Source organism: Pseudomonas oplopanacis (genome assembly GCF_057128725.1).
In genome coordinates this window covers 79,865-94,907 of the sequence record NZ_JBSKHV010000012.1, presented here as the reverse complement: position 1 = coordinate 94,907, position 15,043 = coordinate 79,865, and the positions used below count along the sequence as shown (strand labels likewise).

Here is a 15,043-nt window from a genome sequence, read left to right as displayed (position 1 = left end):
CCGCGGCGCGGCCTTCGCGAGCAGGCTCGCTCCCACAATTGATCTTCGGTGGACTTCAAATATGCAGCCAACCCAAATCCTCTGTGGGAGCGAGCCTGCTCGCGAAGGCGGCCTGAAGCTCACCCAATCTCTATGCTCAAAACCTCAATCACCAAATCCCCCACCGGCCGCTTCCACACCACCTCATCCCCCACCTGCGCACCCAACAACGCCCGCCCCAACGGCGAGCCCCAATTGATCAACCCGCTGGCGGCATCCGCCTGATCCTCGCCCACCAACTGCACACGCTGCTCGCTGCCCTGTTCGTCGGCAAAGGTCACCCAGGCGCCAATCTGTACCTTGTGGGTCGAGGAGGCCGGTACGACCAGTTGAGCGCTTTGCAGGCGTTGATTGAAATACCGCCAGTCACGCTCAAGGTCGGCCTGGCGCTGTTTGTCGGCCAGTTCACCTTTCGCGCTCTGTTCATTGATCAGGTTTTGCACCTCGGCGACTTTCGCCTGCAACTGCGCAAGCCCCGCTGGCGTGACGTAGTTGGGTTGCGTGCTGACCTGCCGTTCAACTGGCTGGTCGGCTTGCTCGGCGGCGTTATCTTCGTTGACGAATGCCCGGCTCATGGTCTTCTCCCGTTATAGGGTTTGGGCCATGGTTGCAGGCTTTTAGTTTCGGCGGATGTCTGCAAACGACTCATGGCGAGTGATAGGCACGGGCGGCGTCCTGATCTTTCTGTTGCTGCCAGGCTTTGTCCCGGTCGTCCCAATGGTGGCTGCGATAGTCGGCGCGATCCTGGTTTTCGAGCATGGCCTGACACTGACGAAAGCCATCACTCCAGCCTTCGGCGTACTGCTTGTCCTTGAGATAGCGCGGGACGTTTTTGCGAAACTCGCCACTCATCGCCCCGGCAGCTTGCCGGCCACTGCTGCAACCGTCATCGAAGCCGTCGGCGAATGCCGGTGGATAACCTTTGGAGATCAATTCTTCGTGGGTTGTCTGGCAACCCGAAATCAACATCAATACACCCACAAACGCCACACACCGCCACATCTCAAACTCCCGGGCCGTGCAACGGCCTATAAGGGAAGTCTAGAAGTGGATTCGTGAGGCGTGTGTGAAAGGCCTGTGATGAATCTGTCGGAGCCTGCGACTGAGATTTCTTGAGCACCACAAATCCAATGTGGGAGCGGTGGTGTGTCAGGTCAGTAGTGATACCACTTCACTTCAAGCATCACTTCGTTCTCGGGGGTGGCGAGGTGGCTGAAGTCGCGCTGGGCGCTCAGGCGCAGGCCCAGGTTGCGCGACAGCTCCCATTGTTGATTCAGGCTGATGTTGCGGCGCACTTCGCCATTGGTGAAGAAGTCGCCCTTGGTCTCCAGGCTGAAGTTACCCAGCGGGTTTTTCCACAGCACGCCGGTGTTGAAGCCCGCCGCCGGGGCGATGAATTCGGCGAAGTCATTGTTGTGCTCGATACGCACCGTGCCCAGCGCAAAACCGAGCATGTCCTCACCCAATTGCCAGGTGCCGCCGCCACCGCCATTGACGTGGCTGACCAGGGTTTCGTCGTCATGCTTGCCCGGTACCCGTTCCAGGCCACCCGTCACCTGCCACGACAGCGGCTGCAGCAGCTCGTTGCGCGGGGTCAGGGAGCGAATCGTCGCCAGATCCAGCTGCTGGAATTGCCAGTGATTGCCTTCGTACTGGCGCAATTTCATTTGCAGGATTTCAATCTGGGCGCCGAGCGGGAAGCTCTCGGCGTTGTCGTTGAGATCGTGATAGGCCATGCGCAGGCCGTACTCGCCAAACGCCTTGTCTCCGCGGGTGCCGATGCCGGCCTGCCAGGTACGGGATTCATGGCCATCCTCGGGCAGGCCGGGTTGCGGAATGTCCAGCTCCGGCGCCGGGTTCTGATTGATCGCCCGCAACAGTTCGAAACTGCGCTGAGCCCGCGCCGGGTCACGTTCCTGGCCATTGGCGCGGTAGCGTTCCAGGCGATAGGCCGCGTCGATGATCAGCGCCTGGCGATCCTTGGGTTGCGCCTTGAACGCGGGTTCCTGCAATTGTTTCTGATCGGCGCTGACTTTCAGCACCCATTGCTGTTCTTCAGGGTTCAGCGGTTCGGCGCGACTCAACAACTCACGTTCACGGGACGGGCGATATTCAATGGATTCCACCAGACCGGCTTCTTTCACGGCTTTGACGGTGTCGGTCGGAATCGCAGTCAACGGGAATTGCTCGGTCAGCCGCAGGCTCGGGCGCGCCACTTGCAGCAATTCCAGCAGGCGGTAGGAGCAGTTTTCGTCGAAGAAGAAATAGTCGAACTTGATCTGTTTCAGCTCCCAGACGTGCTCGACCATGCGTGCGGTTTCTTCCTGGGTCAGGTTCAGCCGGTATTCCCACAAGTCACGGTTTTCGAGGCTGCGGTATTCCGAGAGTTTTTCCTGATAGGGCACCAGCGCGAACAGCCCCGGATAGCCGCCCATCAAGCCTTTCCAGGCGTAGAGAATGCTGTTGTCCGAACCTTCGATATACGCGCCGAAGTTGATCGCGTAACTGAGCAGGGCCGTGTGGTCGCTCTGTACATCGGCCTGGTCGATGCGCAGCAAGGTGTGGCCAAACATCGAAGACGGACTGTTCAAATACGCCGCCGGGAAAATCATCACCGCACTGTGGGGCGAGACGTCCTTGAACCATTGCTTGAATTCGCTGCAGTTCAGTGTCGGCAGATCGGTCAAATTGATCTTCGCTTTCAGCCAGCGGGTACGGGCCGGGTAAACACATTGAGCGTGGTGTTCGCCGGCGCTGGCCGGGGCGTACAACGCTTGCACGGTAGCGGCCAACTCATGGTCGGGGTGTTCATTGCCGTCGGGCGCGAGGAAGAATTTCTTGTCGCTGACATAGCTGCGCCAGCCACCGAGCTTGGCGGTTTCGTAGTGGCCCAGGGAAATCCAGAAGGGGTCATTGGCCAGTTGCTGCAAACGTTGAGGGTCGATGTGCGGCGCGGCGGATAGCGGGGCGCAGACACAGAGCGCCAGCCAGGCAAGGCGTTTGAGCATAGTGGGCAACTTAAGTCGAAAAAAACAAAGACCCAAAGAAGGGGCGGGCCAAAAAATAAATCCGCTCCCCGAAAGGAGCGGGTGCTTCGAGCTTAAGCTTGAGTGGCGTACTTGGCCAGACGCGGATCGCTCTTCAGAACGGCCAGGGTATTGGTATGCACGTCTTCAGCGGTCACGTCAGCCTTGCTGAAGATTTGCTGGAAGTGCTCGTGAGTGACGGCGGCGAAATGCGCACGGTCTTCCGGCGCCACGCCCAGGACCACGGCGTAAGTGGTCAGCGCTTCGCCCTGACCTTTGGCCATGTCTTCGGACAGCTCGTTCATCATGCCATTCATGGCAAACCAGGATTTGCCGCCATAGGTCAGCGACGCATTCGTTGCGCAGCCGTTGGTACCGGAGGTCATACCGAAGGTTGCATTGCCGGAGGTGCCGTTGGTGGTGGAGGCCATGAAGTGAGCCGGGGTGCCACGCTGACCTTCGAACAGCATGTTGCCCCAACCGCAATCCGGCCCGCCTGGGGCTTGCGCCATGGCGTTGAGGGATACAACGGTGAAAAGAGTACCGAGAAGAATCCGTTTCATAGCTATGTTCTCTTTGTGTGCATACCGATGAACAAGGGGTGTTTTGGCCCGTGTCGGCGCCAGTTGGGCCGGTTATTAGTCCAGCCGCGCAGTTTGGAGTTTAGGCACGATCACGGGGTTCCGTGATTTTTTGCAAAACATTCGCCGAAATCATTGATTTAGCCCCGGCCCACTGGGAGATGGCAGCTTGTCTATGCTTTGGCTGGAGGCGCGCCTTGCAAGTGGGGTATGGGCAGCGCCAGAATGCCGCTATCTGCCCCGCCTGATGTAAGGAAGCCCGATGCCTGATCCTGTTGCTGCCAGCTTGCGTCTAGCGCCTGAAGCGCTGACCCGTCCGTTTTCCGCTGAACAGTTCAGCTTCTCTACCACCAATGATCTGGAGCCCTTCCGCGGTGTGCTTGGCCAGGAACGTGCGGTCGAAGCCTTGCAGTTCGGTGTGGCCATGCCACGCCCCGGTTACAACGTGTTTGTCATGGGTGAGCCTGGCACCGGCCGGTTCTCGTTCGTCAAACGCTATCTGAAAGCCGAAGGCAAGCGCCTGCAGACCCCGGCGGACTGGGTCTACGTCAACAATTTCGATGAACCGCGCGAGCCTCGCGCACTGGAATTGCCGTCGGGCACCGCCGGTGCCTTCATCGGCGACATCAACGGCTTGATCGATAACCTGTTGTCGACCTTTCCTGCGGTGTTCGAACACCCGTCCTACCAGCAGAAGAAAAGCGCCATCGACCGCGCCTTCAATCAGCGCTACGACAAGGCGCTGGACGTCATCGAGCGCCTGGCCCTGGAGAAAGAAGTCGCCCTGTATCGCGACGCCAGCAACATCGCGTTTACCCCGATGAGCGAAGGCAAGGCACTGGATGAGGCGGAATTCGCCCAGTTGCCGGAAGCCGATCGCGAGCGTTTTCACGAAGACATCTCCGGCCTGGAAGAGCGTCTGAACGAGGAACTCGCCAGCCTGCCGCAATGGAAGCGTGAGTCGAGCAATCAACTGCGCCACCTCAACGAAGAAACCATCACCCTGGCCTTGCAGCCGTTGTTGTCGCCGTTGTCGGAGAAGTACGCCGAGAACGCAGCCGTGTGCGGCTACCTGCAAGCGATGCAGGTTTACCTGTTGAAGACCGTGGTCGAGCAACTGGTCGACGACAGCAAGACCGACGCCATTGCCCGCAAGCTGCTGGAAGAGCAATACGCGCCGAGCCTGGTGGTCGGGCACTCGGCCAGCGGCGGTGCGCCGGTGGTGTTCGAGCCGCACCCGACGTACGAAAACCTGTTCGGCCGCATTGAATACAGCACCGATCAGGGCGCGCTGTACACGACCTACCGGCAACTGCGACCGGGCGCCTTGCACCGGGCCAACGGCGGTTTCCTGATTCTTGAAGCGGAAAAAATGCTCAGCGAGCCGTTCGTCTGGGATGCGCTCAAGCGCGCCCTGCAGTCGCGCAAGCTGAAGATGGAATCACCGTTGGGTGAGCTGGGCCGACTGGCCACGGTGACCCTGACGCCGCAACACATTCCGTTGGCGGTCAAAGTCATCATCATCGGTGCCCGTCAGCTGTATTACACGCTGCAAGACCTCGATCCGGACTTCCAGGAGATGTTTCGCGTCCTGGTGGACTTCGATGAAGACATCCCGATGGTCGACGAGAGCCTGGAGCAGTTCGCCCAGTTGCTCAAAACCCGCACCTCCGAAGAAGGCATGGCGCCGCTGACGGCAGATGCCGTCGCACGTCTGGCGACGTACAGCGCACGTCTGGCTGAACACCAGGGGCGTTTGTCGGCGCGCATCGGCGATCTGTTCCAACTGGTCAGCGAGGCGGATTTCATTCGCCACCTGGCGGGCGACGAGATGACCGACGCCGGGCACATCGAGCGTGCGCTCAAGGCCAAGGCCACCCGCACCGGGCGTGTCTCGGCGCGGATTCTTGATGACATGCTGGCCGGGATCATCCTGATCGACACCGATGGTGCCGCCGTCGGCAAGTGCAACGGTCTGACGGTGCTGGAAGTCGGCGATTCGGCCTTTGGTGTGCCGGCGCGGATTTCCGCCACGGTGTACCCGGGCGGCAGCGGCATTGTCGACATCGAGCGCGAGGTCAACCTCGGGCAGCCGATTCACTCCAAAGGCGTGATGATCCTCACCGGGTATCTGGGCAGTCGCTACGCCCAGGAGTTCCCGCTGGCGATTTCCGCGAGCATCGCCCTGGAGCAATCCTACGGTTACGTCGATGGCGACAGTGCGTCGCTGGGTGAGGCTTGTACGCTGATTTCAGCCTTGTCGAAAACACCGCTCAAGCAGTGCTTTGCGATCACCGGTTCGATCAACCAGTTCGGCGAAGTACAGGCAGTGGGCGGGGTCAACGAGAAGATCGAAGGTTTCTTCCGCCTCTGCGAAGCGCGCGGGCTGACCGGCAAACAGGGGGCGATCATTCCGCAGGCGAACGTTGCCACTTTGATGCTCGACGAGAAGGTGCTGGCTGCCGTGCGCGCGGGGCAGTTCCATGTGTACGCGGTGCGTCAGGCGGACGAGGCGCTGAGCCTGTTGGTCGGCGAGCCGGCGGGTGCGCCGGATGAGAATGGCGAATTCCCTGAAGGCAGCGTCAATGCGCGGGTGGTGGAGCGCCTGCGGGTGATCGCGGAAATGATCAGTGAGGAAGACCTCAAGGAAGCCGAGAAAGAAGCGGCGCAGGAAGCGTTGGTGGAGGCCAAGCCGGCCTAAGGACTCTCGGTCTAATGTGGGAGCGGGCTTGCTCTTGAAGGGGGAGTGTCAGTTGACATCATTGTCGCCTGGCACACGGCTTTCGCGAGCAGGCTCGCTCCCACATTTTTATGTGTGAACCGAAGAAAAAGTGCCATCACTCTGACGTCAATATTCACACTATGACCATTCGGCGCCTTCTGGTCTCGCCTGACGTGCTGGGCAGACTTTTCTTCTATTCTCTGGTTCAAGGATATCGACAGTCATCACAGGATCGAAACAGCCTTCCCACGGGGGCTGAATACCGGATCTACCGAGGGTCGCCGCCATGTCGCGCAACCTCTGTCTCACCCGTCAATGCCTGGGCCTAGTGACCCGTATCGAGTGCGCCATCCGTCCTTTGGCGGGAGATACGGGCATGTGGACCTTGCTCTTCGCCGCCGGAATGGCTGGCGAACAACCTTCAGCCATCAAGGCACAAGGCCCGTTTCATGGCCCTTTTGTGGCCGAATCAATCCTCGACACCATCGTTGAAAGCCTGACGCTGCACGGTTACGAACTGGCCGATGATCCACAAATCTGGTGCCTGCACCTGCAAGCCCAGCTGCGGGAAATCAACGGCGGCCGTTGCCGCAATCTGGGTGGCTTCGAGCACTGATGGGTTATTGATCGAGCTGGCTCAGATCAGCCTTGGCCAGTTTGACCTCGAAACCATATTGCACAGTGGCGAGGTCGGTTCGCTGATAGGTTTCCAGACGTGTGGGCTGGCCATAGAAGTAGTGCACGTCAAATAACGCCGGGCCTTCGGCGCTTGCATCATGGGTGACCGCAAGAATCTCTTTCAGGTAGTTCCCGCTGTCGTCCCTGGCAAAAAATCGCCAGTCCTGTGCAGGAAACAGTTTTGCATCCACCACCAGCGCGTTGCCTTTGAGCTCAAGACCCTTGGGCAATTTCTGTGCGTTGAGCGTTTGCTTGTCGACCGTGGCCAGGAACAACGGCATGGAGCCCACGGCGAACGCCGGCGTTTGCGGAAACAGGTTCAGGTCATAGGTGATCGTGCCCCGCAGAGGGTCGACCTGATAGGCCTCCGGTGGCAATTCGATCGGCTCATCGCGTTTACCGTTACTGTCCGCGGTAAAGAAACTGACCGGGCTATTGCCGGGGCTGAATGACGTGCCGAGCAACTCGTCGTTGAAGCTTCTGGGGTGATCGAATTCGATGCGCGCGGCGCTCGGGTCTTCCACCGACTGATTGACGTTGATGCTTTTTTTCAGCTGCTCCTCACTCAGTGTCGCGCCCTTGAGCCAGTTTGGCGTCTGATCGTCATACACCACCACCGGCAAGGTCAGCGGCTGGACGGTTTTTTCCGTGGTGTGTGGGTCGAAGCGGCGTACCGGCAAGTTCAAGTCCTTGCGTGTGACGGTAGCGGTCGAGAAATCCAGCAGACTGACTTCAAGGGTCTCGATCGGCCCGTTGAAATACACCTTGGAATAATGCTGACCCTGCTGCTGTTCGAACGTGCGCTGTTCGTGATTGAGCTGTTGTTCGAACGCCTCGCTCCAGGTTTTCTGTTGCTGCATTTTCGCCAGTTGTTTTTGGTAGAAAGCAATTTGCGTGGCCGTCTCGTTGATCGAACCGGAACGCGAGAGAAATTGCCCGGTGCCGTCCTTGGCCTGGACGATCAATGGGTTCAACGGGGTTTCACCGACCTCTGGGGCCTCTGGTGCACTGTTGGTGTACTCGATTTCGGCGTAGTTCTTTCCAAGCTTCAGCAGGGTGACGCTGAGGTTGTCGTTGGTGCGGGTCTGGCCAACGTCCTTTTTGCGCAGGTCGAAGCTGTAGAGCCGGCGAGGCGCAATCACTTCGACTTTGCCTTGCAGGCTCACCGGTTGCGGCTGGTTCTTCTTGTCGACATCCAGGCCGTCGATGAACGGGTAGGTCACCGTCAGGTCGTCGGGGTTGGTCAGGTTGGAACTCGACGGGCTGAGCTGAATGCCGGGATCGGTTTCCGACCATTCGGGCTGGAAGGGGATGACGCGTTTATTGCTCAGCGTCACCGATTGCCATTCCAGTCCATGGGGGAAAAGGAATGCCGCCGGAATATTGAAGTTGAAGGGGAATACCGGTTGCAGGTCGGTCAGGTAATCGGAGCTGGAATCCTTGTGCAGCACGAACAGGCCATTGATGTAGGTGTCCACCAGGGCCTGGGGCGTCGGGTAGTGCTTGAGCACGGCGAGGGCGTCTTCGCCGTATTCGGTTTCCACCGGTTTGCTGTCGAGCTTGAGTTGCGCACGTTCGAGCAACAGCAGTGAGCCGCCGAGCTCGGACACGGCGTCCTTGAGTTTCGGGTCCTGGATCTGATCCAGCGATTGTTCGAACTGCGCGGTTTTTTCCTCGAGGCTGACCTGATGCTTGTCCTCGCCGGGCGAGCAGCCGCTCATCAGCAACGTCAGGCAAATGCCGACACTCGTTAAAGGCAATCGCACATCCATTTCCAGTCTTCCTGTCCGATGTCGCTGGGAGGTCAATAGTCTGGACACTAGCAGAAAAACTTTGTGACACACGCGCAGGTGGCGGATTTCCCGATGGTTTCTGGCAGCTTCTGGATAGCGACAGGTGGCTGATATACTCGCGGCCATTTTCAACCCCTGTGTGAGATTCAATGGAACGCTTTATCGAAAACGCAATGTACGCCTCCCGCTGGTTGCTGGCGCCGATCTACTTCGGATTGTCGCTTGGGCTGTTGGCGCTGGCGCTGAAGTTCTTCCAGGAGGTTTTCCACGTTATTCCCAACGTGTTCTCGATGGCGGAATCGGACTTGATCCTGGTGCTGCTGTCGCTGATCGACATGGCGCTGGTGGGCGGTTTGCTGGTGATGGTGATGATTTCCGGTTACGAGAACTTCGTCTCCGAGCTGGACATCGATGACCATAAGGAAAAGCTCAACTGGCTGGGCACCATGGATTCTTCTTCCCTGAAGATGAAAGTGGCCGCTTCCATCGTGGCGATTTCCTCGATCCATCTGCTGCGGATCTTCATGGACGCCAAGAACGTCGATCCCGAGCATTTGAAGTGGTACGTGATCATCCACATGACGTTCGTCGTGTCGGCCTTCGCCATGGGTTATCTGGACAAGCTGACCAAGCACTGATTCGAACGAACCCCTGTAGGAGCAAGCTCGCTCGCGATGGCATCACCGCGGTCTGACGGTAAACCGCGGTGATGCCATCGCGGGCAAGCCACGCTTCCACAAGGGGGATTAGGTTGAACCGGACGGGCGGTGGCGTTGCTGGCTTGTACTTTGATGCGCCGGGGCCTATCCCTGTAAGTAGTCTTGGCTGGCCATTGTATGAGGTGCCTTCATGAACCTTGTTGAACTACGCGCTTATGCCATCGCAGGGAAAGTCGATGAGTTGAACCTGATCTCCATGGAAGGCGGAATCTATCTGCTGGAGGCGCGCATGCATGGTGCCGCGTATCCCTTGGGCGATGCCCACGACCATATGTTCCACGTGCGCTCGGTCGAGCATGCTCGTCAAGTGTTGCATGACTTTCCTTCCTTACCCTTCAACCTTGTTCACGCCTTGGTTCATGATGAGATGTGCGGGCTGGGTGCCAGCGTCGGGGAAAGCCTGAAGGTGCCGATCGCCTTCCGCTCCTCCTGGCATCACTGACAGCCCTCATCAGGACGATGTCATCTGTGCTAGTCTGCTGGCCCTTTTGGTTCCGGGCGCTCCGGGACGCGCTGTGCACGCACGGCAAGTTCCTGGGCCGTCCGCACAGCGGAGCAGTGTCATGTCCGAAGTAAATCTGTCCACCGACGAAACCCGCGTCAGCTACGGTATTGGCCGTCAGCTGGGCGACCAACTGCGCGACAACCCGCCACCGGGCGTTAGCCTGGACGCGATCCTGGCCGGTCTGACCGATGCCTTCGCGGGCAAGGAAAGCCGTGTTGGCCAGGAAGAAATGTCCGCGAGCTTCAAGGTGATTCGCGAAATCATGCAAGCCGAAGCAGCTGCCAAAGCTGAAGCGGCTGCTGGCGAAGGCCTGGCTTTCCTGGCTGAAAACGCCAAGCGTGAAGGCATCACCACCCTGGCTTCCGGCCTGCAATTCGAAGTGCTGACTGCTGGTGAAGGCGCCAAGCCGACCCGTGAAGATCAAGTGCGTACTCACTACCACGGCACCCTGATCGACGGCACTGTGTTCGACAGCTCCTACGAGCGCGGCCAGCCTGCAGAATTCCCGGTTGGTGGCGTGATCGCTGGCTGGACCGAAGCCCTGCAACTGATGAATGCCGGCAGCAAATGGCGTCTGTACGTGCCGAGCGAACTGGCTTACGGCGCTCAAGGCGTTGGCGGCATTCCGCCGCACAGCGTACTGGTATTCGACGTCGAGCTGCTCGACGTTCTGTAATACCCATGTGGGAGGGAGCCTGCTCGCGAAGACGAAATGTCAGTCAGCTTCAATGTTGAATGTCAGACCGCTTTCGCGAGCAGGCTCGCTCCCACAGTTTTTTACAGTGATCTTCATATTTCGATCTTGTGGTGCAGTTCACTCGACGGGCGCAACGCCCGGGCATAACAGAACAGAAACAGATTACGCACCAGTTCCTTGAGCACCACCGGCTCGCTGGAACTCAGGCCGTTGACGTCCAGATCCCCCTGATCCTGCAGCTCGTTCAAGGCTTCTTCTTCAAGCACCGCACAGACTTCCCCGGTTTCCCGATGCAGGATCCTGAGGTAAGGGTGTGGCCGGTCCAGCCAGGCATCGATCAAATAAGTCATGTCTCATCTCCATTGATTTGGGTTTCAATGAGAATAATTCTTATTCATCAAATAGCAAGGACCTATTGGCGGTTTGTGCTTTTTTCCGGGTAAAGGTTGCGTAAGGTCAATTCGGCTGGCGTTTGGCTATTGCGCGTGCAGGCGGGTTGAAACGGGGGAGGGCGAAGCACCATCCCACGCATGGCGCAGGATGGAATACAGCGGATTCAGACTTTTCTGACGAACTCGGACTTGAGCTTCATCGGGCCGATGCCGTCGATCTTGCAATCGATGTCGTGGTCGCCATCGCACAGGCGGATGTTCTTGACCTTGGTGCCGACCTTGACCACCAGCGACGTGCCCTTGACCTTGAGGTCCTTGATCACGGTGATGGTATCGCCGTCCTGCAGGACATTGCCGACCGAATCCTTTTTCACGGTGTCATCGGACGCCACATCGGCTTCGCCGCTGGCGGACCATTCGTGCGCGCACTCGGGGCAGATCAGCTGTGCGCCGTCTTCATAGGTGTATTCGGAATTGCATTTTGGGCAGGGTGGCAACGTGCTCACTAAAGCTCCTTGGATTCAGGACCGCTAAAAAGCGCACATTATATAGGGTTTTAGGCGGGAGAGTGCTTGATGCTGATAAACCTGTGGGAGAGGCCCTCCCACAGGGAATTGCGGCGCAGTTAGTGAGTGCGGGCTACCGCAAACTCACTCAACTCAACCAGTGCGTCGCGATATTCACTGGCAGGCAGTGCGTCGAGGCACTTGATCGCGCGGGCCACGTAATCACGGGCCAGTTTCGCGGTGTATTCCAGCGAACCGGAGGCTTCTACCGCTTCGCGAATGCTTTCCAGATCCTCGATGCCGCCTTTCTGGATCGCCTTGCGCACCAGGGCTGCCTGTTCCTGCGTGCCTTCGCGCATGGTGTAGATCAACGGCAGGGTCGGCTTGCCTTCGGCCAGGTCGTCGCCGACGTTCTTGCCCAGGGTTTCCGCGTCGCCTTTGTAATCCAGCAGGTCGTCGACCAGTTGGAAGGCCACGCCCAGGTGGTCGCCAAAGGTGCGCAGGGCTTCGGCCTGTTCCGCCGTGGCTTCGCAGAGCGCGGCAGCACTGTGGGTCGAAGCCTCGAAGAGCATCGCGGTCTTGCCGCGGATGACTTCCATGTAGGTTTCTTCGGTGGTGCTGGCGTCACGGACCTTCGACAGCTGCAACACTTCGCCTTCGGCGATGATGCGGGTCGCTTGCGAAAGGATCTTCATCACCGGCATGGAGCCCAGTTCGACCATCATTTCGAAGGAACGCGAATACAGGAAGTCGCCGACCAGTACGCTCGGGGCGTTGCCCCACATGGCGTTGGCGGTCGAGCGGCCACGGCGCATGCCGGACATGTCGACCACGTCGTCGTGCAGCAGGGTGGCGGTGTGCAGGAACTCGATGGTCGCGGCCAGCAGACGCAGGTCGTCGCCTTCGCGGCCCAGCGCCTTGCCACACAGCAGCACTAATAAAGGACGCAGGCGTTTACCGCCAGCCGAGGTAATGTAATCGCCGATTTTCGATACCAGCGGCACTCGGGAAGTCAGCTGCTTCTTGATGATGCCGTCGACGGCGCTAAAATCGTCCGCCACCGCGCGGTAGAAAGCTTGGGGTTGCATCAGCGACAGTTGCTCCAGAAGGGTTGCGCGGCATGCTAGGACCCACGTCGGCGAGTGTCAAGGCGCGATGGACGGCCACTTGCATCGCTCCGGCAGCTTGCGTACAATCGCGCACCCTGAACTTCCTGGGCAGCACCTGCCTTACGCAATTGCAAACCGGCCTTCCAGCCCTATGCAGCCATGCCAGCCAATACCTCTTCTTATAAAGAGCTGGGTGAGCAGGATTATCGGAGAAATACCATGTCGTACGCAGTAATTGTTACTGGTGGCAAGCAATACAAGGTCGCCCCAGGTGAATACCTGAAGATCGAAAAACTGGAAATCGCTACCGGCGAATCCGTTACTTTTGATCGCGTTCTGTTGGTCGCCAATGGCGATGACGTGAACATCGGCGCTCCAGTTGTTGCTGGCGCTACCGTTGTGGCTGAAGTGATCTCCCAAGGTCGTCACGATAAAGTCCGCATCATCAAGTTCCGTCGTCGTAAGCACCACATGAAGCGTATGGGCCACCGCCAGTGGTACACCGAGATCAAAATCACCGGTATTCAGGCTTAATTTCAGCCTAATTCCTCACTAGGAGAATTGACTCATGGCACACAAAAAAGCTGGTGGTAGTACCCGTAACGGTCGCGACTCAGAAGCCAAACGCCTTGGCGTGAAGATGTATGGCGGCCAGGTTATCATTCCGGGCAACATCATCGTGCGTCAGCGCGGCACCCAATTCCACGCCGGTTACGGTGTTGGCATGGGTAAAGATCACACTCTGTTCGCTAAAATCGACGGCGTGATCAAGTTTGAAGTAAAAGGCGCTTTCAATCGCCGTTACGTAAGCATTGTCCCGAAGACTGACGTCGTCGCGGCATAATTACGTGGTTGCTGGAAAAGCCCTGTCTTGCGACGGGGCTTTTTCGTTTGTGGGGTGAGTCTCTTGCAAAGCTGTTTGTGATGGGCTCCAGCGCAGGTTTTTGCGGTCGTTGATTGAGGTCGCTGCGCTCATTTTTGCAAGAGTCTTATGTCTAGATTTTTTCGGCTCGTCCGTATGGCGAGAGGCGTTTTGTTATGAAGTTTGTTGATGAAGTATCGATTCGAGTAAAGGCCGGCGACGGCGGCAACGGTTGCATGAGCTTCCGTCGCGAGAAATTCATTGAAAACGGCGGCCCGAACGGCGGTGACGGTGGTGATGGCGGCTCGGTCTACATGATCGCCGACGAAAACCTCAACACCCTGGTCGACTACCGTTACACCCGTCACTTCGATGCCGAGCGCGGTTCGAACGGCGGCAGCACCGACTGCACCGGCAAGAAAGGTGAAGAACTGGTGCTGCGCGTACCGGTTGGCACCACCGTCATCGATGCGGCCACTCAAGAAGTGATCGGCGACCTGACCAAGGCCGGCCAGAAGCTGCTGGTGGCTCACGGCGGCTGGCACGGTCTGGGTAACACCCGTTTCAAATCCAGTACCAACCGTGCTCCGCGTCAGACCACTCCGGGTAAGCCGGGTGAGGCGCGTGACCTCAAGCTGGAAATGAAAGTGCTGGCAGACGTCGGTCTGCTGGGCTTGCCGAACGCCGGTAAAAGTACCTTCATTCGCTCGGTATCGGCCGCCAAGCCGAAAGTCGCCGACTACCCGTTCACCACCTTGGTGCCGAACCTGGGTGTGGTCAGCGTCGATCGCTGGAAGAGCTTCGTGGTCGCGGACATTCCGGGTCTGATCGAAGGTGCTTCCGATGGTGCAGGCCTGGGGATTCGCTTCCTCAAGCACTTGTCGCGTACCCGTTTGCTGTTGCACCTCGTGGACATGGCGCCACTGGATGACACCAGCGCACCGGATGCCGCTGAAGTAATCGTCAGCGAGCTGACCAAGTTCAGCCCGTCCCTGGCTGAGCGTGATCGTTGGTTGGTACTGAACAAGTGCGACCAGATCCTTGAAGAAGAGCACGATGCTCGCGTCAAGGAAATCGTTGATCGCCTGGAATGGACCGGTCCGGTCTACGTGATCTCGGCCATCTCCAAGCTCGGTACCGAGCGTCTGTGTCACGACATCATGCGTTACATGGAAGACCGTGCCGATCGCCTGGCTGCCGACCCGGCCTACAAGGAAGAGCTGGCAGAACTCGATCAGCGCATCGAAGACGAAGCCCGTGCTCAGCTGCAGGCCCTGGATGACCAGCGTGCCCTGCGCCGTAGCGGCGTGAAGTCGGTCCATGACATCGGCGACGATGATTGGGACGAAGAAGATGTGGATGACGAAGACGGTCCGGAAATCATTTACGTGCGTGACTGATTCGTTGCAGTAAA

At 58.5% G+C, this 15,043-nt stretch carries 16 protein-coding genes; 8 read left to right on the top strand and 8 right to left on the bottom strand.

Annotation, left to right across the window (positions count from 1 at the left end):
• Positions 1 to 119: 119 nt before the first annotated feature.
• The 4 genes from ACWKV5_RS22110 to ACWKV5_RS22095 form a co-directional block, all read right to left on the bottom strand.
• A complete protein-coding gene (locus tag ACWKV5_RS22110) occupies positions 120 to 614 on the bottom strand; it encodes a GreA/GreB family elongation factor (RefSeq protein WP_483842979.1) in 495 nt (164 codons plus the stop codon).
• 70 nt (positions 615 to 684) lie between these two features.
• Positions 685 to 1,041 carry a hypothetical protein gene (locus tag ACWKV5_RS22105; protein ID WP_483842978.1) on the bottom strand — a complete coding sequence of 119 codons (357 nt, stop codon included), beginning with the start codon at positions 1,039 to 1,041 and terminating at the stop codon, positions 685 to 687.
• Between the two features lie 152 nt (positions 1,042 to 1,193).
• Entirely contained in the window at positions 1,194 to 3,047 is a 1,854-nt protein-coding gene (locus ACWKV5_RS22100) for an Lnb N-terminal periplasmic domain-containing protein (RefSeq protein WP_483842977.1), read from the bottom strand.
• 92 nt (positions 3,048 to 3,139) lie between these two features.
• A complete protein-coding gene (locus ACWKV5_RS22095; RefSeq protein ID WP_123433504.1) occupies positions 3,140 to 3,628 on the bottom strand; it encodes a DUF3015 domain-containing protein in 489 nt (162 codons plus the stop codon).
• 280 nt (positions 3,629 to 3,908) lie between these two features.
• On the opposite strand from ACWKV5_RS22095, the gene ACWKV5_RS22090 reads away from it, so the two are divergent.
• Positions 3,909 to 6,347: a Lon protease family protein gene (locus tag ACWKV5_RS22090; protein ID WP_483842976.1), complete on the top strand. Its 2,439-nt coding sequence runs from the start codon at positions 3,909 to 3,911 to the stop codon at positions 6,345 to 6,347.
• A gap of 307 nt (positions 6,348 to 6,654) precedes the next feature.
• Positions 6,655 to 6,984 (top strand): PA4575 family protein, encoded by a 330-nt coding sequence (locus tag ACWKV5_RS22085; RefSeq protein ID WP_027924208.1) that lies wholly within the window; start codon positions 6,655 to 6,657, stop codon positions 6,982 to 6,984.
• A 4-nt stretch (positions 6,985 to 6,988) separates the two neighbouring features.
• Here the strand turns inward: ACWKV5_RS22085 and ACWKV5_RS22080 are convergent, their stop codons facing one another.
• Positions 6,989 to 8,818: a hypothetical protein gene (locus tag ACWKV5_RS22080; protein WP_483842975.1), complete on the bottom strand. Its 1,830-nt coding sequence runs from the start codon at positions 8,816 to 8,818 to the stop codon at positions 6,989 to 6,991.
• 170 nt (positions 8,819 to 8,988) lie between these two features.
• Between ACWKV5_RS22080 and ACWKV5_RS22075 the strand changes: the two genes are divergently transcribed.
• The 3 genes from ACWKV5_RS22075 to bamJ all read left to right on the top strand — a co-directional run bounded on the left by ACWKV5_RS22075 (position 8,989) and on the right by bamJ (position 10,739).
• A complete protein-coding gene (locus ACWKV5_RS22075; protein ID WP_027924206.1) occupies positions 8,989 to 9,477 on the top strand; it encodes a TIGR00645 family protein in 489 nt (162 codons plus the stop codon).
• Between the two features lie 211 nt (positions 9,478 to 9,688).
• On the top strand, positions 9,689 to 10,000 hold the full coding sequence (locus ACWKV5_RS22070) for a DUF6482 family protein (RefSeq protein WP_483842974.1): 312 nt from the start codon (positions 9,689 to 9,691) through the stop codon (positions 9,998 to 10,000).
• Positions 10,001 to 10,121: 121 nt separating this feature from the next.
• Positions 10,122 to 10,739: a BamJ family beta-barrel-assembly machinery protein gene (gene bamJ / locus ACWKV5_RS22065; RefSeq protein WP_483842973.1), complete on the top strand. Its 618-nt coding sequence runs from the start codon at positions 10,122 to 10,124 to the stop codon at positions 10,737 to 10,739.
• Positions 10,740 to 10,852: 113 nt separating this feature from the next.
• Here bamJ and ACWKV5_RS22060 read toward each other — a convergent pair whose 3' ends face one another.
• The 3 genes from ACWKV5_RS22060 to ACWKV5_RS22050 all read right to left on the bottom strand — a co-directional run bounded on the left by ACWKV5_RS22060 (position 10,853) and on the right by ACWKV5_RS22050 (position 12,746).
• On the bottom strand, positions 10,853 to 11,110 hold the full coding sequence (locus ACWKV5_RS22060) for a PA4570 family protein (RefSeq protein ID WP_461953161.1): 258 nt from the start codon (positions 11,108 to 11,110) through the stop codon (positions 10,853 to 10,855).
• Between the two features lie 206 nt (positions 11,111 to 11,316).
• Complete coding sequence (locus ACWKV5_RS22055; RefSeq protein WP_046028563.1) at positions 11,317 to 11,658, bottom strand: zinc ribbon domain-containing protein YjdM; 342 nt, start codon at positions 11,656 to 11,658, stop codon at positions 11,317 to 11,319.
• A gap of 119 nt (positions 11,659 to 11,777) precedes the next feature.
• Positions 11,778 to 12,746 (bottom strand): polyprenyl synthetase family protein, encoded by a 969-nt coding sequence (locus tag ACWKV5_RS22050; protein ID WP_483842972.1) that lies wholly within the window; start codon positions 12,744 to 12,746, stop codon positions 11,778 to 11,780.
• Between the two features lie 240 nt (positions 12,747 to 12,986).
• Here ACWKV5_RS22050 and rplU point away from each other — a divergent pair, with 240 nt between their 5' ends.
• The 3 genes from rplU to cgtA all read left to right on the top strand — a co-directional run bounded on the left by rplU (position 12,987) and on the right by cgtA (position 15,029).
• Positions 12,987 to 13,301, top strand: coding sequence for a 50S ribosomal protein L21 (gene rplU, locus ACWKV5_RS22045; protein WP_003176051.1), 315 nt, complete (start codon positions 12,987 to 12,989; stop codon positions 13,299 to 13,301).
• 34 nt (positions 13,302 to 13,335) lie between these two features.
• Positions 13,336 to 13,611 (top strand): 50S ribosomal protein L27, encoded by a 276-nt coding sequence (rpmA, locus tag ACWKV5_RS22040; RefSeq protein ID WP_007943982.1) that lies wholly within the window; start codon positions 13,336 to 13,338, stop codon positions 13,609 to 13,611.
• A 194-nt stretch (positions 13,612 to 13,805) separates the two neighbouring features.
• A complete protein-coding gene (cgtA, locus tag ACWKV5_RS22035) occupies positions 13,806 to 15,029 on the top strand; it encodes an Obg family GTPase CgtA (protein WP_027924200.1) in 1,224 nt (407 codons plus the stop codon).
• Positions 15,030 to 15,043 lie beyond the last annotated feature (14 nt).